Annotated in this window: 17 protein-coding genes; 9 read left to right on the plus strand and 8 right to left on the minus strand. The window is 41.1% G+C overall.

Annotated elements, in window-relative coordinates:
* Positions 1–66: 66 nt before the first annotated feature.
* The 3 genes from GSQ74_RS11960 to GSQ74_RS11970 all read left to right on the plus strand — a co-directional run bounded on the left by GSQ74_RS11960 (position 67) and on the right by GSQ74_RS11970 (position 3959).
* Positions 67–213 (plus strand): hypothetical protein, encoded by a 147-nt coding sequence (locus GSQ74_RS11960; RefSeq protein ID WP_158993537.1) that lies wholly within the window; start codon positions 67–69, stop codon positions 211–213.
* 327 nt (positions 214–540) lie between these two features.
* Positions 541–2493 carry an ABC-F family ATP-binding cassette domain-containing protein gene (locus GSQ74_RS11965; protein WP_158993539.1) on the plus strand — a complete coding sequence of 651 codons (1953 nt, stop codon included), beginning with the start codon at positions 541–543 and terminating at the stop codon, positions 2491–2493.
* A 206-nt stretch (positions 2494–2699) separates the two neighbouring features.
* Entirely contained in the window at positions 2700–3959 is a 1260-nt protein-coding gene (locus GSQ74_RS11970; protein WP_158993541.1) for a type IX secretion system plug protein domain-containing protein, read from the plus strand.
* Between the two features lie 92 nt (positions 3960–4051).
* Here GSQ74_RS11970 and GSQ74_RS11975 read toward each other — a convergent pair whose 3' ends face one another.
* On the minus strand, positions 4052–6307 hold the full coding sequence (locus GSQ74_RS11975) for a S9 family peptidase (RefSeq protein ID WP_158993543.1): 2256 nt from the start codon (positions 6305–6307) through the stop codon (positions 4052–4054).
* A gap of 340 nt (positions 6308–6647) precedes the next feature.
* Positions 6648–7493, minus strand: coding sequence for a carboxypeptidase-like regulatory domain-containing protein (locus GSQ74_RS11980; RefSeq protein WP_158993545.1), 846 nt, complete (start codon positions 7491–7493; stop codon positions 6648–6650).
* A gap of 965 nt (positions 7494–8458) precedes the next feature.
* Here GSQ74_RS11980 and GSQ74_RS11985 point away from each other — a divergent pair.
* Positions 8459–8980 (plus strand): acyl-CoA thioesterase, encoded by a 522-nt coding sequence (locus GSQ74_RS11985; RefSeq protein WP_158993547.1) that lies wholly within the window; start codon positions 8459–8461, stop codon positions 8978–8980.
* Between the two features lie 6 nt (positions 8981–8986).
* Positions 8987–10480 carry a YfcC family protein gene (locus tag GSQ74_RS11990; RefSeq protein WP_158993549.1) on the plus strand — a complete coding sequence of 498 codons (1494 nt, stop codon included), beginning with the start codon at positions 8987–8989 and terminating at the stop codon, positions 10478–10480.
* Positions 10481–10812: 332 nt separating this feature from the next.
* Here the strand turns inward: GSQ74_RS11990 and GSQ74_RS11995 are convergent, their stop codons facing one another.
* From GSQ74_RS11995 to holA, 4 genes are all read right to left on the minus strand, one after another.
* Complete coding sequence (locus GSQ74_RS11995) at positions 10813–11886, minus strand: family 10 glycosylhydrolase (RefSeq protein ID WP_158993551.1); 1074 nt, start codon at positions 11884–11886, stop codon at positions 10813–10815.
* Positions 11879–12997 (minus strand): carbohydrate-binding family 9-like protein, encoded by a 1119-nt coding sequence (locus GSQ74_RS12000; RefSeq protein ID WP_158993553.1) that lies wholly within the window; start codon positions 12995–12997, stop codon positions 11879–11881. Before GSQ74_RS12000 ends, GSQ74_RS11995 begins: the two co-directional genes overlap by 8 nt.
* Positions 12998–13012: 15 nt before the next feature.
* Positions 13013–13417 (minus strand): EVE domain-containing protein, encoded by a 405-nt coding sequence (locus tag GSQ74_RS12005; protein ID WP_158993555.1) that lies wholly within the window; start codon positions 13415–13417, stop codon positions 13013–13015.
* A gap of 432 nt (positions 13418–13849) precedes the next feature.
* Positions 13850–14866, minus strand: coding sequence for a DNA polymerase III subunit delta (gene holA, locus GSQ74_RS12010; protein WP_158993557.1), 1017 nt, complete (start codon positions 14864–14866; stop codon positions 13850–13852).
* 117 nt (positions 14867–14983) lie between these two features.
* Between holA and GSQ74_RS12015 the strand changes: the two genes are divergently transcribed.
* On the plus strand, positions 14984–15451 hold the full coding sequence (locus GSQ74_RS12015; RefSeq protein WP_158993559.1) for a type I restriction enzyme HsdR N-terminal domain-containing protein: 468 nt from the start codon (positions 14984–14986) through the stop codon (positions 15449–15451).
* Here GSQ74_RS12015 and GSQ74_RS12020 read toward each other — a convergent pair.
* Entirely contained in the window at positions 15448–17247 is a 1800-nt protein-coding gene (locus GSQ74_RS12020; protein ID WP_158993561.1) for a response regulator, read from the minus strand. The two genes, GSQ74_RS12015 and GSQ74_RS12020, sit on opposite strands and share 4 nt — an antisense overlap.
* A gap of 113 nt (positions 17248–17360) precedes the next feature.
* On the minus strand, positions 17361–19994 hold the full coding sequence (locus GSQ74_RS12025; RefSeq protein WP_158993563.1) for a valine--tRNA ligase: 2634 nt from the start codon (positions 19992–19994) through the stop codon (positions 17361–17363).
* 164 nt (positions 19995–20158) lie between these two features.
* Here GSQ74_RS12025 and GSQ74_RS12030 point away from each other — a divergent pair, with 164 nt between their 5' ends.
* The 3 genes from GSQ74_RS12030 (at position 20159) to mnmD (ending at position 24440) form a co-directional block, all read left to right on the plus strand.
* The gene (locus tag GSQ74_RS12030) at positions 20159–22240 is read left to right on the plus strand and encodes a M13 family metallopeptidase (protein WP_158993565.1); all 2082 of its coding nucleotides are present in this window, start codon (positions 20159–20161) and stop codon (positions 22238–22240) included.
* A 165-nt stretch (positions 22241–22405) separates the two neighbouring features.
* Positions 22406–23746, plus strand: coding sequence for a rhodanese-like domain-containing protein (locus GSQ74_RS12035; protein ID WP_158993567.1), 1341 nt, complete (start codon positions 22406–22408; stop codon positions 23744–23746).
* A gap of 1 nt (position 23747) precedes the next feature.
* On the plus strand, positions 23748–24440 hold the full coding sequence (mnmD, locus tag GSQ74_RS12040; RefSeq protein WP_158993569.1) for a tRNA (5-methylaminomethyl-2-thiouridine)(34)-methyltransferase MnmD: 693 nt from the start codon (positions 23748–23750) through the stop codon (positions 24438–24440).
* The last annotated feature ends 262 nt before the right edge of the window (positions 24441–24702 follow it).

A 24702-nucleotide genomic window follows, 5' to 3' on the forward strand; every position in this document is an offset into this window, starting at 1 on the left:
TTCGGGAAATGGGTTGGGATAAGTGCTGACAGTGTTTTGTCAGTTAGGTTGTCTGAACCTGAATTTATGGAATTTAAGAATGCGCAGAATAATTATGCACCATTCGATAAATTAGTTAATTCAATAAATTCGGGTTCAGACAATGACAAACTACACGCGATAGAAGTGGATACCCGCCTCAAGCGCAATGCCTGCAGGCGTATGAACGGATAGCGCGGCCCGCTTCTATCAGCGGGAACGCCCAAATCTTGTTCAAGACTTTTGCGCGCTCCGTTTACTCACCCCGACTACGCTACGCTGGTCGACCCTCTCTTTCGCTGCGCGACAAAGAGGGGAAAAGATAATTTTTTTGCCCTCTTTACCGCAAAGCGGAAGAGAGGGCAGGTTAAGCTGCCTAGCGAAAACCGGGTGAGTTAACACGCTATACTTTGTCCGCTTTGTAAACAGGTGAAACACCCCCTATTTTCTTTACATTTCGACAACTAATATGATCACCTTTTTGCTTTCAAAATCCAGTTCGAAAATCGTATCTTTGCGGAAATGATAGCTATAAATAACCTTACGTTTGAGATTGGTGCAAGAGCCTTATATGATGAAGCTAACTGGCATATTAAACCCGGAGAAAAGATAGGCCTTATTGGCGCTAACGGAACGGGTAAAACCACGTTGCTTAAAATTATTGTGGGCGATTACAAACCTACATCGGGTACCATATCTATGGCGAAAGACCTGACCATGGGTTATTTGAATCAGGATTTGCTATCCTACTCATCCGACAAAAACATTTTGCATGTGGCTATGGAGGCTTTTGAGCGCCAGAACCAGTTGCACGATGAGATTGAGATTTTGCTGCAAAAACTGGAAACAGATTATAGCGATGAACTGCTGAATAAGTTGAGTGACAAACAGCATGAGTTTGAATTACTGGATGGCTACAACATTGAATACAAAGCACACGAAATTTTAGCGGGTTTAGGTTTTAACGAAGCTGATACGCACCGCAAACTGAGCACCTTTTCGGGTGGATGGCGGATGCGTGTGATGCTGGCTAAGATACTTTTACAGGCACCGGATATTTTATTACTGGATGAGCCTACGAACCACCTTGACTTACCTTCTATCCAATGGTTAGAGGATTATTTGAAAGCTTTTGAAGGCGCGGTGATCATTGTATCGCACGATAGGTGGTTTTTGGATAAGGTGATCAACCGTACGGTTGAATCGCGCAAGGGGAAACTGACCGTTTACGCAGGCAACTATTCTTTTTACATAGATGAAAAAGCACAGCGTGAGGATATACAACGTGGTGAGTTTAAAAACCAGCAATCAAAAATAAAACAGGAAGAGCGTTTAATTGAGCGTTTCCGTGCTAAGGCATCTAAAGCTAAAATGGCGCAATCGCGTATTAAGGCCCTGGATAAATTAGAGCGTGTGGATGCGGTGGATGATGATAACCCATCGGTAAATTTCAGCTTCCGTTTTTCGAAGCAATCGGGCAGAAACCTGGTTACTTTGGAGAATGTTACCAAAAAATATCCTGCTATTGATATTTTGGATAAGGCTGATGCCATTATTGAGAAAGGCGATAAGATTGCTTTGATTGGTGCCAACGGTAAAGGTAAATCTACCCTGTTACGGATTGTTGCAAATGCCGATAATGAATTTGAAGGTAAAAAAGAGATAGGCCATAACGTAACCCAAACTTTCTTCGCGCAGCACCAGTTGGAATCACTGCATTTGGAGAGTCAGATTTTGCAGGAATTACAGGCTTTCGCGCCTAAGCATACTGAAACTGAATTGCGTTCGATATTAGGTTCGTTCCTGTTTACCGGGGATGATGTATTTAAGAAGATCAAAGTACTTTCGGGTGGTGAGAAATCACGTGTAGCTTTGGCTAAGGCTTTAACCGCGGATGCTAACTTTTTAGTACTGGATGAGCCTACCAACCACTTGGATATTGCGTCGGTTAATATATTGATACAGGCTTTGCAGCAGTTTGAGGGTACATTTATTGTGGTTTCTCACGATAGGTATTTCCTGGATAATGTGGCTAATAAGATCTGGTATATTGAAAACCAGAAAGTAAAAGTATACCCGGGCACATATGCGGAATACGAAGAGTGGAACGCTAAACGTAAGCTTGAGCAAAAAGGCTTACCTGTTGCAGCCGCACCGAAAGTTGAGAAGAAAGAAGAAAACCAGCCTGCCGGCAGGCATGGAAAACCTGAGCCTGTTAAACAGCCTCAATCTGACAATAAATTTCAGCAGCTAAAAAAGCTTAACCAGGATCTGGCTAAGATGGAAGAGCAAATGACAGAGCTTGAAAAACAAGTTAAGCAATTTGAAACCCAATTGGCTGATGAGAAACTGTACAGCGATGCCAATAAATCAAGGGAAGTTACACGCAACTACGATATTAAAAAATTAGAATTAAGCGCTGTACAACAACGTTGGGAGGCTTTGGCTGAACAGATAATGGAATTGGAAGCGTAATATACACTCTCCGCATGTCATTGCGAGGAACGAAGCAATCGCGAACTTTGCAGGGTGGCTCTTCTCCGTGCGATTGCTTCGTTCCTCGCAATGACATAGTTTTATAGCCGAAAAGTCAGGGATCACGTCGTTCCTCCTCGCAATAACAATTAATTTTGAAATACTTCGTTATGGTATCTGCAGTAAAAAGCCTATAATTACTTTTTATGAACAAATACCGTAACCTGCTTTTTTTATTATTCATTTCTATTAAAGGCCTTTCCCAAACAGCACCTTATGACAACAACGTTTATAATCCTGCTATAAAAACCGTTGAGTTTTATAATACCAAAAAGGAACCCTCCTTCCCTATTATCAACTTGAATAGTGGTGAGCAGGTGCAACTCGCCTTTGATGACCTGCGTGGCGGTGTGCGCAATTACTATTATTCTATTGAGCATTGTGATGGCGATTGGAACTCATCCAACCTATCACCTACCCAATATTTGCAGAATTTCACTGAAGATAAGATCATAGATTATACTTATTCATCGGCTACGTTTCAGAAGTATACGCATTATACCATTAAATTTCCGAATGAGTATATCAAACCTAAAATATCGGGCAACTATGTTTTGAGGGTTTATGAGGATGACGATCCAACCAAAACCATTCTTACCCGCAGGTTTTATGTATTGAACAACAAGGTTACAGTAAGCGGCGAGGTTGTGGCATCGAGTGACATGGATAACAGGGTCCATAATCAGAAAATCAACTTTCAGATTGATTATGGGACACTTAAAGTACAGAACCCGAATACCGACATCCGTGCCTGGGTAATGCAAAATCAGCGTAACGAAACAGGCTCATTTACTACCCAACCACAATATATTCGCGGCTCGCAATTAATTTACGGCGATTTGAGCACCAATGAGTTTCCAGGCGGGAATGAGTTTAGGCATTTTGATACAAGGAGTTTGAAGTTGAACTCCGACAGGGTTTCGCGTATTTACAGGGATACCGCAAATTCGGTTGTATTGTTAACTGATGTGAGTCGCAACATGCCTAACTATACTTTTTTGTATGATAATGATGGGCAGTTCTACCCGCTAAATCAGGACGGGACAGACCCAACTATTGATGCTGATTACGCGCATATGTTTTTTAGTTTGACTGCCGGAAAGACCGGAGCCGATGGTTCAGTTTATATAGTGGGCAAGTTTAACGACTACAAACTGGATGAGCACAGCAAGCTTGATTATGACGATAAAGGCAAATTCTATACCCACCTGTTTCTAAAACAGGGAGTTTATGACTACCAATATGTTTGGGTTGACAATGCCACTAAAAAGCCTGATTATACTTTTTTAGAAGGCAGCTATTTTGATACGGAGAACAAGTATCAGCTATTAGTTTATTACCATCCACCCGCAGCGCAATGGGAAGAATTGGTGGGGTATGTGGTTTTGAGTTCGGTGCAGAAATAAGAACCAGGATTAAACGGATTTTATGGATTTATATGATGCGATAAACATCTTGAAAATCCATAAAATCCGTTTAATCCTGGTTCATCACTTATTTACTGCTTATCATTCAAATTAGGCAGATCACAAACACCTTTTAAATAACGTTGTAAATAGTTAAAGTTTACTTCTGATATCAGAATGTAACTCTGCATATTGTATGCCGCGCCGTGTGCTCCCGGTGGGTATATGCGCAGGTCAACGTCTTTGCCGGCATTGGTGAGGGCGGTTAATAACTGCATGGTGTTAGCCGGGTGCACGTTATCATCGCTCATGGAGTGGACCAGCAGGAAATGATCTTTTAATCCTGTAGCATGCGTTATGTCTGAACTGTTTTTGTAGCCCTCCTGGTTGTTATCCGAAGTACCCATGTAACGTTCGGTATAGATATCATCATATAAACGCCAGTCGGTCACCGGTGAATTGGCCATACCTACGGTAAAGATGCCTGGGTGGGTTAATAATGTGTAGGTGGTAATGTAACCACCGTAACTACCGCCCATAATAGCTCTTTTTGTGCTATCAATAAATGGCATGGTACCCATATAATGCGCTGTTTCGGCGAAATCCTCACTTTCAAACTTGCCCAGTTGTTTGTAAACACCTTTCAGGAAAGCACTGCCGTAGTTGGCACTGCCCCTGTTGTTTACGTTTACTACAACGTAGCCATTTTGAGCCAGCCATTGTGCCCATGCACCATCGTTAAACTTGTTGAATACCTCATGCGATTCCGGGCCTCCGTAAACATCCATTACCATTGGATATTTTTTATTTGGATCGAAGTTGAATGGTTTTATCATGTAGCCATCCAGTTCAACACCATCGCGGGTTTTGAAGTGGAAGTTTTCCTGCGGCGAATAAGCATGAGTTGTTATGAAGTCGCTTACCGCTTTATTGTCTTCCAGTGTTTTAAGTACTTTGCCTTTATCATCACATAAATCAACGTGGGTTGGTACGTTTACGCTGCTGTATTTATCAATGTAGTATTTGGTATTAGGCGACATGTTGATGTCGTGATATCCCGGCTGCATGGATAGCCTAGTTTTCTTGCTGCCATCATATTTAATCGAGTAGAATTGCTGCTCTATCGGAGAAGTTTCTGCAGAGAGGTAATAAATGGTTTTTGAATCAGGGTTGATACCGATAACTTTTAGCATATCCCAGTCACCTTTGGTTACCTGGTTTAGCAATTTACCATCATAGCTGTAGCGGTAAATATGGTAATAGCCTGAACGATCTGACACCCAGAAGAAGTCTTTTGACTTTTCAGGGAAGTACAGCATATCGTTAATATTGGTGTAGAAGTTTGAGATTGCAACCCAAGTGGAGTTTTTCTCTTCTAAAACTACATGATGCTCGCCTGTTTTTACATTGAAGAAGTATAGCTTCATATCATTTTGCGCGCGGTTTAAGGTAACCATAGCTAAAACATCGGGGTTACTTGTCCAATAGATACGCGGGATATAGAAATCACCGGTTTCATCAGGGCTTAGCCATACCTTTTTGCCAGAGTTTACATCAATCACACCAATCTTTACCGAAGGGTTTGGATCGCCAACCAGTGGTATAGAGATGTGGATGTTATTCGGATGCTGACCTTCGTAGTTGGTCATCTGAAAATCGGGTACTTTGCTTTCATCAAATTGCCAGAAAGCCATGTACTTGTTATCAGGCGACCAGTTCCAGGCTTGTGACACTTCCAGTTCCTCTTCGTATACCCAATCGCCGTGACCGTTGAAGATGCCGTTTTCGCTGGTTGAATCGCTGGTCAGTTGTTTTTCCTGGCCTGTAGCGAAGTTGTATACGTACATATTGCCACCCCGCTCAATGCCTACCATTGAACCATCCGGAGATAGTTCGGCTGAACGGGCATCTTTAGCGGCAACTTTTAATTGTTTGTTTTGAATATCGTAGATGTAATAATCAGACACACCTGAACGGCGGTAGATCTTGCGGAAATTGGTTTGGAAAACCAGGTGTTTAAAATCGTGCGTCCAGTCGAATTTTTCGTATTCGAAAGCTTTGTCGGTGCCGGGATATTTCAGATCGGCGTTGTTGAAGATTGCGCTTTCCTTTAAGGTAGCGGGGTTCATTGAGCTAATGCCGTCCTTGCTTGCGAAGGAATACTGATCGCCGCCATTGATCCAGTCGACATTTTGAGGGCCTGATTTACCGCGAAGCATTCTGCCCGCCATTAAAGCATCGGTTAGGTTGGTGTATTGGGTTTTGGTTTGCGCGTTGGTATTTTGGGGTAATACACAGCCACACAGACAAAGGCACGCCAACATGCCTTGTAAGGATTTATTTTTCATGAATGAGGGAAATTAAAACTTGCTAAAACTAAACGTTTTTGGGGATGATTACAAGTGTAGCGAAAATGTTATGTTGGGAGTTTACTTTTACGCGCTCCGTTTACTCACCCGACTACGCTACACTGGTCGACCTCTATCGCTGCGCGACAAAGAGGTGAACTCACACAAGCTTATTTCCCTTTTTACCCCGCAGCGGAAGAGAGGGAAGGTTGAGCGGCTGAGCGATAACCGAGTGAGTTGTCTGCATGCGTAAACTACTTTACAGATTCTTCACTACGAATGACAAGAATGGTTTATTAAGGTAGAACCGCATTAATAAAGTCAAAAAGCGTTATTAATTTTATTTACTAGTATTGCCTACAAGCGCCGTTACATATAAAACGTAATGGTGCGGAGGTAACCGCCAATCGCCCTGGCTACTTGCCCTGTAAAAGCTTTTTGTTGAACCTACTACTTTTACGTTATAGTTAATCGGTTTATTAACGGGTTGGTTAGGAATAAATTCAATGGCTACAACAAAGTCACCTTTCATGTAAATGTTGTACTGTTTTAAGTCAAACGTTAACCATCCTTTTGTAATTGCATGTGTTTGTGTTATATTCTTATCGTAACTTCTTGTTGTAGGGTGCTTACCATCATAATTGTAGAAATTGATCCTGAATGTTCCGCTATCCGCTCGCGCAGCACTTATATAGAGATTAACCGAAGTGACCTTTGAAAGTGTTGTATCCAGACGGATCAATTGAGCTATCTCAAAAATATCTTTTTGGTTTGTACTCCCGTCAGTAAACTGAACTAATGCATGGTAATTTGACTCGCCAAATTTCTTCTCGACCAACAGAGGTGATTTGATTATTACTTCAGCCAATTGTTCTGTTTTTTGTTTAAGCTTAATGTTTACATTATTACCTAAATCCTGTATTGCCGATTTATAATCGTTATAGCCTACCATTGAAAATGTTAGCGTATCCGCCTTATCTTCAGCAGGAATGGTAAGGTTAAAACTACCATCACGTAGCGATATGGTCCCAAGGTTTTCATGTCGAATCCCAATGTTTACATAAGACAACTTTTCATTACTTACCGAATCACGAACAATTCCATGTATTGACACCTGACCATGAACTAAGGTAAAAGTTGTAGTGAATAATATTATTTGAATCAGGATTTCCCCCCTTAGTTTCATACTGTTTGCTTAGATTGGTTATACCAACAAACATAGCCAGAATAACTTAATATACTAATTAACAAGCCGTTAAAGAATGTTAAAACTTTAAGATGCTACTGTTAATGGTAATTCCATAACAAACTATGTTAAAACGGGTAAGGATTTTGTCATTACGAGGAATTAAGCAATTGCACGTAGAAAAGTGACCTTGCAAATTCGCGATTGCTTCGTTTCTCACAATGACATGGTTGCAATGGCCTTTGCCCTTATGCTTCGAGTGCCTCAGCAGGACAACACGCATATTCATAAATATTACCGTCATTGCAAGGAACGAAGCAATCTCTACATAGGTAAGTTGGCTTTGCAAGTTTCTCTGCACAGTATAGAGATTGCTTCGTTCCTCGCAATGACGTGCATTTTTAAGAGTTACCGGTTTTGCGTTAGTGATAGTAGCGGGTACCGGCCTTGTGGCTAAGGATCAATGTCATTAAGTTAAGCCCCACCTAAATCCTCCCCGGTAGGGAGGACTTAAAAAAACAAACGCGGGCGAAGCTAAAGTCTCCCCTTCCGGGGGAGATTTAGAGGGGGCTATATGCTTGGCGCCCCCTTAACTTAATGACATTGGGCTAAGGATTCGCGCAGTATATGGATAGCGTGGCCCGCTTCTACCAACGGCAACGCCCAAAGCATATTTAAGACTTTTGCGCGCTCCGTGGACTCACCCGGCTATGCTTCGCTCGCCGACCTCTCTTCGCCTGCGGCGGAAAGAGGTAAAAAAGAAACAGAGTATCCTTCCCACACCCTCTTTACCGCGCAGCGGAAGAGAGGGCAGGTTGAGCGGCTGAGCGAAAACCGGGTGAGTTGTATGCAAGCGTAAACTAATTTACAGATTCTTCGCTGCGCTCAGAATGACAGGGTGGTGAGTAATGCATTAGGGGAAATAACGAATTGGTTGTATATTTACAGCTAAAATCACTGACCCGATGCAAGGAAAAAAACCGAAGGAATCATACACTATAATGAATGAGCTGGTATTGCCCAATGATACGAATACGCTGAATAACCTGATGGGTGGGCGTTTGTTGCATTGGATGGATATCGCGTCGGCTATTTCGGCGCAGAAACATTGTAATAGGATTGTGGTTACTGCATCTGTGGATAATGTATCGTTTAAAGCCCCGATAAAATTGGGTGATGTAATTAGCATTGAGGCAAAGGTTAGCCGGGCATTTACTACTTCGGTTGAGGTACGAATGGATGTTTGGGCAGAGAATATACCCAGCGGAACGCGTGTAAAAAGCAATGAGGCTTATTATACTTTTGTGGCACTGGATAGTGACGGCAATACGGTAAAAGTACCTGAATTGATACCGGAAACGCCTGAAGAAATTTTGTTGTTTGAAGGCGCGCTTCGCCGCAGGCAATTACGTTTGATACTGGGCGGTAAGATGAGCCCGGATGATGCTACCGAATTGAAGGCTTTATTTTTCGCGGCGCAACAATAACAGCCTATGGCCAGTCTGAAGAAACTCCCCTCGCCTATTACCATACTTTTTATAGTGATTATTATAGCTGCGACGGCTACGTGGCTGCTGCCTGCAGGCGAATATGATACGCTGAGTTATAATAGCGGAGCGTTTACAATAAACACCGTTAAGGGTGATAAAACCGTTCCGGTTACGCAGCATACTTTAGATAGCCTTAAGATTTTAATATCGCTTGATAAATTTAAAAGCGGCGATATATTTAAACCGGTAGCCATACCGGGCACTTATCATCAGCTTAAAAGCAATAGACAAGGATTTTTGGAGGTGATACAAGCGCCTGTAAAGGGCTTGTATGATAGCAGCGACATTATATTCTTCCTGCTGTTTATCGGCGGGTTTATAGCCATATTTCAGCGGACGGGCGCTATGGAGGAAGGTGTTGCATGGCTGTCGCACAAAATGCGGGGACAGGAAGCCTGGCTGATCATTATCATTACCTTCTTTTTTGCTTTTTGTGGCGCTGCCGAGGGCATGGCAGAGGAAGGATTGGCTTTCTACCCTATTTTAGTGCCTTTATATTTAGTGGCTGGTTATGACTTGTTGGTGCCTGTAGCGGTAATTTTCGCGGGGACCAATATTGGGAATATGGCATCGTTCAGCAATCCGTTTTCTACGGTAATTGCTTCCAACGCGGCGGGAATTAACTGGACGGACGGCATTTACGAGCGTTTGTTATTCTTTGCGATTACTACCGCTATCACCATTTGGTACATAGTGCGTTATGCACAAAAGACTAAAAAGCACCCGGAAACATCATTGGTGTACCGGTTTGATGGCGCGGTAAAATCGAACTTTCCGGCTTTTGATACCGAGGATGGCAAGAAAATAAAACTGGAGCCGAGGAACGCTTTACAAATCATAATATTCCTGGGGACTATCGGCATCATGATCGGCGGGTTTATTGAGGGTTGGTCGATGGTTGGGGCTACGGCTTTATTTATTGTAGCTTCGGTACTGATCGCGGTGATTGCCCGGATGAAGGAAAAGGTGTTTATGGATACCTTTATTGAGGGGGTGAAATCGCTGGTATCGGTAACGTTAATTGTGGGCGTTGCGCGCGGGGTAACCATTGTGTTGAATGACGGGCACATTAGCGGTACGTTGTTGTTTTACTCAGCCATGATGGTGGGTAAAATGCACGCGGTATGGTTTATTTTAATGATGATGGTAATGTACATGGTGTTTACGCTATTCATCTCCTCGTCATCGGGCATGGCAGTATTGACTATGCCGATATTCGGATCGCTTGCTGTAATTGTGGGCGTGCCGGGTAAGGAGATTGTAAATGCTTACCTGTTTGGCATGGGGATAATGGGTTTAGTTACCCCTACCGGGATTATGCTGCCATCGTTGAATATTGCCAATGTAAGCGTAAAGGCCTGGCTAAAGTTTGTTTATCCGTTGATGGTGATATTGTTGCTTGTTTCGGCGGTATTTTTGGTAGTTGGGGTTTTGTAAGTGGCGATGCAATCGCAAGACCATGTTAAGGACTCGTGCAAACGAGCGCAATTGGCGGTTGGGCACTGTTTCAAACTAGTACAGATTTAGCACAATTTCAATTAAATTTCATGTAAAAACTGCTATTTTATGATGATTTTTTTGGTGTGAAAATGATGTTTTTTAGTCGAATTCAACCATTTTTCAAGCCAAAAAGCCCTGTTCTTTAACATAAAACAGGGCTTTTTTGTGCTTTTCTGATTGTAATATCCGCATTTTCAGTAGTAAAACGGGCTTTTTCGGGCTTTTTTTGTACCAACTGTACCAGATGTTTCACTTGTACCGTGGTACACTCAGACTGTCTCTTCTTTTAGTATGCTTAGCACATTATTGTTATCAATACCACCAAAAAAGGATATGCCATGGGCGCCGTTCTTCAATGCTAGCTGTATACCCTGACGGATCTCATCATCGTTTTTAAAGTTTGGCAAATATAGGCCTGCATACAGCGGGAACTTGCCTGCAAGGAAATGTGTGCCTTCTTTTACCGCATCACCTATCCAGCTTACCTGCTCGTTGTAGAAGCCGTGGTAGATCATAGGGCAAATGCCATCAAGGTTCCAGTTTGTCCAGTCCTGCCTTACGTTGCGGCGGGCAACTTCGGGGGTTGGGAATACAGCGGCGGTTATTACTTTATTCTTTTTGTGGGCGATGTCGGCCAGACTATTCACCACCCGGGTTATATTACCATAGCGAAATAAACGCCATGAAAGGCTTGCATCAGGGTATTGCAAGGTGGTAACATCAATACCATACTGATCCTTAAAGTGCGCCTGACAAACTTCGCAGTAGCAAAAATCATAGGCTGGTAGCTCCTTGGTTTGGTCGAGGTTGTAATGGCTCCACAGGTTTACGGGCAGTATTACATCACAATAGCGTACGTAATCCAGATGGACACCATCTATGTAGTCTTTGTTGATAATATCGGTTACCTGCTGCTCCAAATACTGCTGTACTTCGGGGCGAGATGGGCATAGCCAGCGGTAGTAATCCACATAAGGCGGATGGTCAACACAGGACTCGCCGTTACGGTTTTTACTGTACCATTCCGGGTGTATTTTAAGCAATTCGGCGCGGTTAAAGGTCCACATCCAGCGGTGGGCTTCCAGTCCGTTAGCTTTAGCCGTACGGAAGTGGATTTCGCTATCATTTTCAAAAAGTATAGCGCTAATGCCTGCGGCTTTATAGCCTGCATAGCGGGTATTTAACTCGTCCTGGGTGTCCTTTAGGTTCGGGTTAATCCAAACCCAGTTTTTCAGCTTGTGCTTTTTAGGGGCAGCTAAACTTACTTCGGCTTTGCCTTTTAATGATAAGCCGGTAGCGGCACCCGCCAATAATCCTGCTTTTATGAATTCCCGTTTATTCATTTTCTTTACTTATTTGATTGATCGCGCTTTGCTGATTGATAGTCCAGACCAGGTTACTTTCCTTGTCACTTATCAGCCCCATAAACTGGTGTTTGGTAGCTTCTAATTTCAATAAATTCGCTTTACCGTTTACTACTATTCTATTTTTAATCCCAAGTTGCTTTAACAATAAAGCATACCTGTGATGCTTTCTGAAATATAGATATTCGCGGTAATATATCAACCACAAATATCGTTTCTGCAGCTCAGAATAAGGCATCGTAAAAGCATTATTACCTGTAATACTTTTGCTAAACTGCAAATATCCCCAACGCTCCGGGAAATGCATATCAATTACCCCTTGCGCCGACCATACCCAATTATGCTCCGGCTTTAGCTCACCTGAAGCATTTGTTTGCTTTACATATTTGCCGTCATGCACATCGGTATCCCACTCCACACGCGAAAAATTGATACGCCACAAATCACCATCAGCCGGTATGTTTATATTGTTGCCCATGCTGATTGCTTTGAAAGGAATAGCGATCTCAACTGTCCAGCCTTTATCTGTATCCGCAGGATTATTTACGGTGCCTTGTACCTTTACCGCAGTTCGCAGGCCTTCCGCATTATAGTTTATCATGGCATCCCCCCTATCGCGGTATGGGTGATCAAGAAATAGATCAAAAATAGTATTCAGCGCATTCACCTCGAACTCGTAATATTGATGAATAGTGTTATTGGGGTTAATAAACACCTCAAAATCATTATCATGAAAAACAACAGCATCGTGCTTGGTTTCGTATGCCCAAACATTCGGCTCCTCTAGTTTCGCTGCAATGTAAATGCAACTATCGCCCCAAAGCATTTTTACCTGGGTGCGAAGAGCCGGATGTGGCTTTTTATCGCCCTCAATATCCTGAAATTCATCCGTCCACGCTGCCTGATTCCAGGTTGAATCATTGATATCACCATCAATTACAGGTGGTGTTTTTGTGTAGTGAATAATGTAATTACGGGGAGTAGTAAATAGATTTTCAAGCCCCTTAAAGGGCGATTGCGCATTAGCGTAGAATGCCAGAAATGAAAAAAATATGGTTACGAGTATTTTCCGATGGATGTTTGATCTCATGCTGTCTCTTAATGATCAGCTTCCCAACGCTACAATACGGTCAAATTCTTCGCGTTTTAAGCCCATTACCGATAATCTGCCCTGACGCACCAATCCAACATCCTTCAATTGCTCGTCGGCTTTTATGGTTTCGAGCGTTACCGGATTTTTGATGGTTTCAAACGGAACAAGGTCAACTACTACCCAGTTTTTATCGTCGGTTGTTGGGTCCTGGTAAAACTCTTTTACAACTTTGGCTATGCCTACTACCTCTTTGCCTTCGTTACTGTGGTAATATAATACCAGGTCACCCTCCTTCATCTCACGTAAATTATTGCGGGCCTGATAGTTGCGAACGCCATCCCAAAAGGTGCGGCCGTCCTCATTAAATTTTTCCCAGCTATATTTATGCGGTTCACTTTTTACAAGCCAATAATTCATCTGCGGTATAATGTTTATACCGTAAAGATGTTAAAAAGTACTGTAATTGTAAAGTTGAATAAGAGTGGAGGGCAGTAATAAGATGAACCTATTACTTATTGTGACCTTTTAATGTATTTTTTATACAAATGCTCAACGTAGCCTACGCTCACATAATCCAAAAATTTCCAGCTTTCCTGAAAATACGTACGCTGAATGTATTTAAGAATACTGAAAAGTATTACCAAGAAGATAAGCAATAGCCCCAGCGAGAATAAAATTATGCAAAAAATGATAAAAACGTTCATGGGTAATAAAATCTCATTTAAAGTAATAATGCTTATTACGAAATAATAAACCGTTTTGTTACCTTCAACTTAATCATTTTATTCCTTATAAGAATAAAATCATTATATTTCGAATTAAAAAATAGATAAAGAGTGCGTGCTACGATCAGTGCAATATTTTAAACATTAGTTCTTTAAGCAATGCGCCATCTTCGGCGTTGGAATCAACACCTTTGCTTTTCAAATCATATTCGCGCAGATAACTTATAATGTTCATGGTTTTGCCATAATCATAACTGCGGGCAGCCTGCTCATAGTCTTTTACAAAATAAGGGTTTACGCCAATTTCACTGGCAAGGTTCGATCTGTCTTTCACATAATGGCATGCCAGTACTTTACTAAAAAAATTATTCAGGTTGCCTAGCACCAAAACTATTGGGTTTGCTTTGGGGTTAGCCTCAAAATAATTGATGATCTGATTTACCTTGAAGGCATTTTTTTGACAAAGAGCGGTTTGTAACTCAAATACATTGTACTCCTTACTGATACCAATATTATTTTGGATGTGTTCTAAGGTAATTTCTTGTCCGGCTGATATATTCAGCATCAGCTTTTCCAACTCGTTGGCTATCTTGGAAAGATCGTTACCCAGATATTCGGACAGCATTGCCGAAGCCTGTTGATTGATGCGATACCCTTTACCGGTAATGTAACTTTCTATCCAACCGGGTACTTTGTTGTCATATAAGGTAGCTGATTCAAATATCAACCCATTCTTCTCAATGGCTTTGTAAGTCTTTTTGCGTTTATCAAACTTGCCATATTTGTAGCAAAAAACAAGAATGGTACTTGGTAGTGGGTTTTCAAGGTAAGCCAATAGCGGGTTGATGCTCTTTTTGTCCTCATCATCCTTCCCCCACTTCATATCCTGCGCCTCTTTTACCAACACAACCTGGTAATCAGCCATCATTGGGTAACGCTTTGAGGCATTAAGCACCGACATCAAATCGGTATCCTTACCATAAAACACTGTCTGATTAAATCCTTTTTCAGCATCAGGCAATAACTGATGCTCTACATAATTACTAACCTGGTCAATATAAAAAGGCTCTTCGCCATGCAGCAAGTACAGGGGTTTAAATTTGCGGTTTTTAAGATCTTTTAATATATCGGCAGCAGTCATTTCAATTCAAAAATCAAAAGTAAAAATTCAGAATCCAAAAGCATCATGCCAATCAACAATATATTATCACAATATAAATCCGCTTTGAATTTTTACTTTTGATTTTTGACTAACAATATGGAACAACTGCAGCCGCTTAACTTACCACCCTATCCATTTAAAATAAGCGATAGCAATGGGCAGTTAACTTTGTTTGATGAGATCAGGAAAAAACACCTGGTTATAACCCCTGAAGAGTGGGTACGGCAGCATTTTGTTCAATATTTGATCAATCAAAAAAAATATCCAAAAACACTAATCAAACTTGAGGGCGGTGTAAAACTTAATGGCATGGCCCGCCGAACAGATATTGTTGTATTTAACCCAACCGGCGAAAAAATTTTAATGGTAGAATGTAAAGCTCCATCTGTTGTCATAAATCAAAAGGTATTTGATCAGGTTGCCCGGTATAATATCACGCATAAGATAGGCTTGCTTGCGGTTACCAATGGCTTACAACATTACTATTGCACAGTTGATTTTAACAATCAGAATTACAAGTTCATTGAGGATCTGCCTGAATATAATATCTCGGCGAATAGTTAAATCTGAACAGTCAGCGTATGTATCTTTTCCAGCAATTCTTCCGGTTTAAATGGCTTGGATACATAATCATTCATACCTGAATTAAATACGCGTTCCCTGATGTCAAATAGTGCCGAAGCCGTTAGAGCGATGATAGGAACGTTTGCTTTTTTGGGGTCGGGTAGCTTTCTTATCTCAATAGCTGCGTCAAAACCATTCATAATAGGCATTTGCAGGTCCATTAAAATAATATCGAAGTTACCGTATTGAACGAGCTGAACTGCACGTTCTCCATTTTCAGCAATTGTTGGGGTGATATTCCATTTGGATAGCAGTTTTTTCATCAGCATCACGTTAACCACATTATCTTCTGCAATAAGCATCCTGATGTGGTTTAAGGTATCATTTGCCTGGAGCGGCAACTTATTATCAACCCTTGGAACATGTTGTTCTGTCGATACCGGGAACTCCATATTAAATGAGAACTCCGATCCATGCCCTACAACACTGTTAACGTTCATTTTTAAACCTTGCAACTCCAGCAGACGCTTAATAATTGCCAGACCTAAGCCGGTACCACCATACTGGCGGGTTGTGGTTATTGACTCCTGGGCAAAAGGCTCAAATATGGTATCTATATTATGCTGATCAATACCTATACCGGTATCCTTAACCGCAAAGTTTACGGTAATGGTATTATGCCTATCTTCAATTACGCTGCAGCTTACGCCAATATTTCCTTCTTTGGTAAATTTTATAGCGTTGCTGACGAGGTTAAAGATAATTTGTGTAATACGGGTCGGGTCACCAAATAAAACCTTAGTATTCAGGCTGTCATCAATATCAAGATTAAACAGTAAACCTTTTTCTGCTGCTTTAATTTTTTGACCGCCACAGATAGCCTGCATCAACTCGGTTAAATTAAAGCCTATATTTTCAAAAATCACCTTTCCTGATTCGATCTTATTAAAATCGAGCACATCATTTACAATAGCCAGCAGATTTGAGCCCGAGAATTTCAATATCTCCAGGTTTTCCCTTTGATCATGACGCGGGTTGCTCATCAGTAACAGGTTACTCATGCCTATAACCGCATTTAACGGGGTACGAATCTCATGCGACATGGTGGAAAGAAACTCTGATTTCGCCTGTGATGATTTTTCTGCTTTATCAATTGCTGAACCCAATTTCTCATTTAACACGGCCTGATCTTCGGATGTTTTTTTCAGTTCCTGTATGTTAAGGTAAAACGCTGTGTAAAAATGGCTGTGTATGTATATGAGTAATATAAAGTTAGCAAATACCGCTATAATTATTGTCGATTGATCTATTTGCTCTGGCTTAAATTGAATAAAATAGGCATGATTATATTGTACAACCAGGAAAATCAATACAGGTATCAGGTTCAGTATGGAATAAAAAATACCATAAGTTTGGCCCAGCATATAAAAACTGAATATGACGACTAGAATAACCATTTGGATGGTTACAATATTTACATTTTGGAACGTATAAAATACATCGAGTAAATTTACAGCTGTAGCCAATATAAGTAAGCCATGCGATATAACGCGCCAATTGCCATTATAGGTTAAAAACTTAAAAGATATTACCGTACACACCAGCATCGCGACAGCAGTGTAGGTAATTAGTGGCTGGTGCTGGTAATAAACATTGCTTAATAACGAAGCAAGGGCAATAAATACAATGCCTAAACCATAATATAATAAACGAATACGTGCCTGATCTAGAAATGATTGATCATCTGATAATATTTTATCAAGTGATAGGTTAAAAAAGCCAGCACTTTTGCTCATGCAATTATTGGGTATCTATAAATTAAAACTCAGGTTGTGAAGTTTATAACACCTACAACTACAGCCAATAGATTTGTTATAAACTTCACAACCTGATGCGATACCCTTTGCAATTAGCAAGCCAAAGCCGTCAGATTCTCCTCAATTATCTTCAACTTTGCTTCAGCGTCAGCCTTTTTCTTTAACTCGTTATCAATAATATCAGGTTTGGCGTTGCTCATAAAACGCTCATTACTAAGCTTGGTATTAACCGAACGTAAAAAACCGTCGAGATATTCTTTTTCTTTTTTCAGTCTTTCGCGCTCAACAGCAGGATCAATGGTTTCATCCATTGGTATGAAAAACTCATCTGTACCCACCATAAAGCTAATTGCACCACTAATTTTATCCTCAACAGTAGTAAGCTCAGTTACATTACCCAACTTTGAAATAATGGAACCATAAGTAGTATAATTGATACTACCACTTGGTTTTACAGCAAGCTGCAATGTTTCCTTTGGTGATATTTGTTTGCTGTTACGTACATTCCTTATTTGGGTAACCACTTGCTTAATGCTTTCAGTAGCAGCAAGCAAGTGAGTATTTATTTCCCCATTTTTCGGTAATTGCGCAACAATACAGCAATCCCTCTCGCTACGTTCGCCAAATAATTCGTCGTGCCATAATTCCTCAGTTATAAAAGGCATAAACGGATGAAGTATTCTGAGTATATTCTCAAAGAACGAAACGGTTACGATATAAGTTTCTTTATCTATAGGTTGCTGATAGACAGGCTTAATCATTTCCAGGTACCAGGCGCAATAGTCATCCCATACCAGTTTATAGGTGGCCATTAACGCTTCTGATAAACGGTATTGCTTAAAGTTGTCTTCAATCTCTGTTAAAGCCTGGTTAAAGCGACTATCAAACCATTCAATAGCTATTTTATTAGGATTAGATAGGTTTTCGTCGATCTCCCACCCTTTTATCAATTTAAAGGCATTCCAAATTTTGTTGGCGAAGTTTCTGCCCTGTTCACAATAACTTTCATCAAACATCAAATCATTCCCGGCAGGAGAGCATAGCAACATACCCACCCTAACACCATCAGCACCAAATTTTTCAATCAGCTCAATCGGATCGGGAGAATTACCTAACGATTTAGACATTTTACGGCCCAGCTTATCGCGAACAATACCCGTTAAATAAACATTCTGAAACGGCAATTTACCACGGAACTCATGCCCCGCCATAATCATCCTCGCCACCCAAAAAAACAGAATTTCAGGAGCGGTAACCAAATCATTTGTTGGGTAGTAATAATTGATGTCGGCATTCTCAGGATCTTTAAATCCGTCGAAAACTGATATAGGCCATAACCATGATGAGAACCAGGTATCTAAAACATCTTCATCCTGTATTAAATCAGCAGCTGTAAGATTTCCATTATCAGGAGATAACTTTTTGGCTTCTTCTAATGCTTCCTCATTTGTTTTGGCTATAACGTATTGCCCATTTGGTAAATACCAAGCAGGTATCTGCTGTCCCCACCATAACTGGCGACTAATACACCAATCCTTCACATTCTCCATCCAGTGGCGGTAGGTATTGGTGAATTTTTCGGGTATCAATTTAATATCACCATCCAATACATAATCCAACGCAGGCTTAGCCAACTGATCCATCTTGCAGAACCATTGCATAGACAGTTTCGGCTCGATAACCGCATCGGTACGTTCAGAGAAACCTATTTGTGACTTATAATCCTCAACTTTTTCTAATGAACCAGCCTCTTCCAAAAGCGGGGCGATTTTCTTACGTGCCACAAAACGATCTACACCAATTAAAATCTGTGCCTTTTCATTTAGCGTACCGTCATCATTCAAAATATCAATAACCGGTAAGTTATGTTTTATGCCGAGTTCGTAATCATTTAAATCATGGGCAGGTGTTACTTTCAAACAACCTGTACCAAAATCCATGGTTACGTATTCATCCAGAATAATTGGTATCTCCCTATTAATTAATGGGATGATTGCTTTTTTACCATGCAGATGAAAATAACGCTCATCATTTGGATTGATACAGATAGCCGCATCAGCCATTATGGTTTCAGGGCGTGTTGTAGCTACGGTTAAGTAACTTGATTCACCTGAAATCTGATATTTAATATAATATAACTTCTGATTAACCTCCTTACGAATAACTTCCTCATCAGATACCGCGGTTTTCCCTTGCGGATCCCAGTTTACCATTCTTACACCACGGTATATAGAGCCTTTTTTATATAGATGGATAAACGTTTCAATTACCGCGTCGGATAATTCCTCATCCATGGTAAAACGTGTACGATCCCAATCGCAGGATGCACCCAGTTTTTTAAGCTGATCTAAAATGATACCGCCGTATTTTTCTTTCCATTCCCAGGCGTAGCTTAAAAATTCTTCGCGGCTAAGGTCTTTTTTAGCGATGCCGCGCTCTTTAAGCATGGCAACAACCTTTGCTTCGGTAGCAATACTAGCGTGGTCGGTTCCCGGTACCCAGCAAGCATTTTTTCCTTGCATACGCGCACGGCGGATCAGCACATCCTGTATAGTATTATTCAACATATGGCCCATGTGCAAAACGCCGGTAACATTTGGCGGCGGCATCACTATGGTATAAGGCTCACGCTCATCAGGCACCGACCTGAAAAAGTTATGCTGTAACCAATAGCTGTACCATTTATCTTCTGCTTCTTTAGGCTGATATGTTTTAGAAATACTCATAGTTTGCAAAAATAATCAATTAGTTTATAGTTCATGGTTCATGATTGATAGTAATTAAAATTTATACACAGAATTAGCCGATCATACCAAATCACTAAATATTTCAGCTTATCAAAAGGTTCTTACCATATTTTATTACCTTTAATCTTTAATTTGATCTCATTATGGAATTTAAGTACTCGAATTTGGTACTTGCTGGAGTTTTATGCATTTCGGTAAGTGCTTTTGCAGTAGATGGTGGCAAAAAATCTAAAGCCCATCATCCTGCCCCTCCCGCACATCCCCAAAAATTTATTGATTCGGCTAATATGGACTTGTCCATTAAACCCGGTGATGATTTTTATGATTATGCCGATGGCAACTGGATAAAAAACAATCCTATACCGGCCAAAGAAACCCGCTGGGGCAGCTTTAACACCCTGATACAGGACAACACAACCAAATTATTAAACTTATTAAAAGAAGTTAGCGCTACATCTGCGCAGCAGCCAAAAGGCAGTTTAAAGCAACGCGTGGGCGATTTATATGCCAGCGGAATGGACAGCGTAGCTATTGAAAAACTAGGGTACACCCCCATCCAGCCGGATTTAAGACGTATTGATAGAATCACATCCACACAAGGTGTTATTAATGAAATAGTTTACCAACGCGTACATGCATTAGGTAGCCCATTATTCAGGTTTAGTGTTGGAGGTGATGACAAACACCCTAACGTAAATATTGTAGGGCTTGATCAGGGTGGCACCAGCTTGCCCGACCGTGATTACTATTTAAAAAGCGATCCGCGTACTTTAAAAATTCAGGCAGCTTATAAAAACTACCTGATAAGCTTATTCACACTGACCGGGACCAGTGCTGATGAAGCTGCAAAAAATGCCGCGATTGTTTTTGACATTGAAAAAGCATTGGCAAAAGCACAATTAAGCCGTGTTGCGCTGCGCGATCCAAACGTTACTTACAACAAATTTTCGGTTGTAGCATTCAGCAAAACCACCCCGCATTTAAACTGGGTACAATTGCTCCCTGAGATGAAAGCGCCAGGCCAGGATACCATATTGGTAAGCGAACCCGCGTTTTTCAAAACTGCTGATAGTTTAGTAGCTGCTAGGCCTGCGAGCGACTGGAAAGTTTACTTAAAATGGAATATCCTTAAAGGTTCAGCAGGATCATTAAGCTCTCCGTTTGTTGCTGCCAGCTTTAAATTTAGTCAGACTTTAAGCGGCCAAAAAGTTCAGGCACCACGCACCGAGCGCATGTCGGGTATGGTTGATGGCAGCCTTGGCGAATTGTTAGGCCAACTTTACGTAGAAAAATACTTTACGCCTGCGGCTAAGCAATATATGGTTAACCTGGTTAACAACTTAAAAAGCACTTTGGGTGATCGCATTCAACGCCTTGATTGGATGAGTGCCGAAACTAAAGCCCATGCGCTTAAAAAATTAGCCGCTTTCACTGTAAAAATCGGGTATCCTGATAAATGGGAAACTTATGATGGCGTTATTATAAACCGCGGTGATTATGTAAGCAATTTAAGGAGCATTGGTGTATGGCGTTATAATTACATGGTAAGCCAATTAGGCAAGCCTGTTGATAAAACCCGTTGGGGTATGACACCACCAACTGTTAATGCATATTACAACCCGTCAAATAACGAGATCGTTTTCCCGGCGGGTATATTACAGTTTCCTTTCTTTGATTTTGATGCTGATGATGCCGTAAATTATGGCGGTATTGGCGCTGTAATAGGCCACGAAATGACACACGGTTTTGATGATGAAGGTCGCCAGTATGATAGTGATGGCACTTTACGCGATTGGTGGACAAAAACTGATGCCGACAGGTTTAAAGTACGTACCGACAAAGTTGTTGCACAATTCAACGCCTTCACAGTGTTAGATACCATCCATGTAAATGGTAATTTAACTTTAGGTGAAAACCTTGCCGATTTAGGCGGTGTAAACATTGCTTACGAAGCATTTAAAAAGACCAAGGAAGGCCAATCAAATGACACTAAGATTGATGGCTTTACTCCTGATCAGCGTTTCTTCTTGTCATGGGCCCAAGTATGGAGAGGCTCACAAAGACCCGAAGCTGCTGCTCAGCGTATATTAACAGATCCGCACTCACCTGAGAAATACCGTTGTAATGCACCTATAAGCAATGTAGATGCATGGTATGCTGCATTTGATGTGCAACCGGGCGACAAAAATTACAAAGCTCCTGCAGACAGGATAAAAGTTTGGTAAGCCAATAGTTTTACCACATTAGTAAAAATAACAAAGCCCGGTAAAATCGGGCTTTGTTATTCAGTTTTATATCGATAAACTGAAACTCCCTATGTTTTTGATTACAAACTACTGACCCGTATTACTTACACCATCTAAAAGCAAACATATATCTTTGCGCCGAATATGATTATCCATCAATTTTACGATAAAGGCCTGGCGCATGCCTCCTATGCGATCATCAGGACAGGGAGAATGATTGTGATCGATCCATCACGCGATCCTCAACCATACTATGACTTTGCCACGCTGCACGAAGCCGATATTGTAGGTGTGATAGAAACCCATCCCCATGCTGATTTTGTAAGCTCGCATCTGGAAATACATCAAACTACGGGCGCTACAATCTATGTAAGCAAACTTACCGGCGCAGCATATCCGCATGAAGGTTTTGATGACGGTGATGTAATTGAACTGGATGACATTAAACTAAAGGCCATCAATACCCCCGGCCATTCACCCGATTCTATCTGTATTCTGTTACAAAATGAATACGGACACGATGCCGCTATTTTTACAGGCGATACTTTATTTGTTGGCGATGTTGGCCGCCCCGATTTACGCGAGGATATAGGTAATATCACCGCAAAAAAAGAAGAATTGGCCAAACAAATGTATCACTCTACAAGAGATAAATTGATGCGCCTGCCGAAGAATGTTGTGGTATACCCTGCACATGGCCCCGGCTCACTATGCGGTAAGAATATGAGTGCCGATTTGCAAAGCACTATCGGTCGCGAATTACGCGAAAACTATGCGTTGCAATTGATGAGTGAGTTGCAGTTCATTAAAACACTAACCACTGATCAGCCCTTTGTACCTAAATATTTCGGCCACGATGTGGAGTTAAATAAGTCTGGCGCAACGCAGCTTAAAAACAGTATTAGCGCAATAGATAAATCGGCATCAATATCGGACAAAAATACACTCATCATTGACACCCGCCCGAAAGCTGATTTCAGAAAAGGGCACATCAAAAGCGCTATCAATTTGCAAAATGGCGAAAAGTTTGAAACTTGGTTAGGTTCAATTATCGGCCCCGACGAGAAATTCTATCTGATTGCTAACACCGATAGTGATTTGGACATCATGATAAAGAAAGCCGCCAAAATTGGTTACGAAAGCAATATAAAAGCCGCTTTGTTAACACCAGATAATATAACTGAAAAATCACATGATCTTGACCTTGCAGATTTTCAAACCAACCCGAAAGACTACACCATTGTGGATGTACGCAACTGGGGAGAGGTTAATGATGGAACGTTGTTTATCAATCCCGTAGTTATCCCACTACCTGAACTACGTGAACGCATCAACGAGATTCCAACTAATAAACCCATCGTAGTACATTGCGCTGCTGGTTATCGCTCGGCTGCTGCATCAAGTATTATTGCCGCTCAGATAAAATCTGTCCCGGTTTATGATTTGGGCGAAGCGATTTTGGATATAACTAAAATCAACGCTTAACATGCTCGAAATTGTAAAAACATCCGATGGTTCAAACACCATTTTCAATAGTGAAGTAGGCGAAAATTATCACTCGCACCACGGCGCTTTACAAGAGAGCAAACACGTATTTGTAAAATCAGGCTTACAGTATTTTTTAGAAAATAAAAATGAAGTCTCCCCTACCGGGGGAGATTTAGAGGGGGCTAGCGTTTCAATTTTAGAAATAGGTTTTGGCACCGGCTTAAACTTTTTACTAAGCGCTGATTACTGCTCCGTTGAAAACATACAGCTTGATTATACCGGCATTGAGGCGTATTCGCTAACCGACGAAATGATAAGCCAGACTGGTTATGATGAATATGTTACCACAGACCTATGGCAGGAATTCATTAAACATTATCCCTCTGCACTTCAAAATCCAATCAAGCTTAATAAAAGTTGCCAGCTACAAATTGCAAACGTCAAACTGATGGACTTTCAATCAGATCAAAAATTTGATGTGATTTATTTTGATGCCTTTGCTGCCTCCTACCAACCCGAAATGTGGAATGAGGCCGCTATTACCCATACCCTCCAATTTTTAAAACCCGGCGGTGTATTTGTCACCTATGCCATTACTGGAAACCTGAAACGTATTGTTAAAAGTTTAGGTTTAAAAGTTGAGAAAGCACCGGGAGCGCCCGGGAAAAGAGAAATGCTAAGGGCTTATTAATGTGTTAATGTGCAGAGATGCGAATCATCACTCAATAATTCTTAGACGCTTTGTAAAAATGATTCAATATATAAAAAAATCGTCATTGCGAGGAACGAAGCAATCTCTGCATAGGCAAGGCGATTAGAAAGGTATTGAATCCGCAGAGCAGCTCTGTAAAGTATAGAGATTGCTTCGTTCCTCGCAATGACAATAGCTTTTTTCCAGACAGCTTCTTAGGTAAATATTATGTAAAATCTGCACATTTGCATATCCGCACATT

Source organism: Mucilaginibacter sp. L196 (genome assembly GCF_009765905.1).
In the GTDB taxonomy this organism is placed as follows: domain Bacteria; phylum Bacteroidota; class Bacteroidia; order Sphingobacteriales; family Sphingobacteriaceae; genus Mucilaginibacter.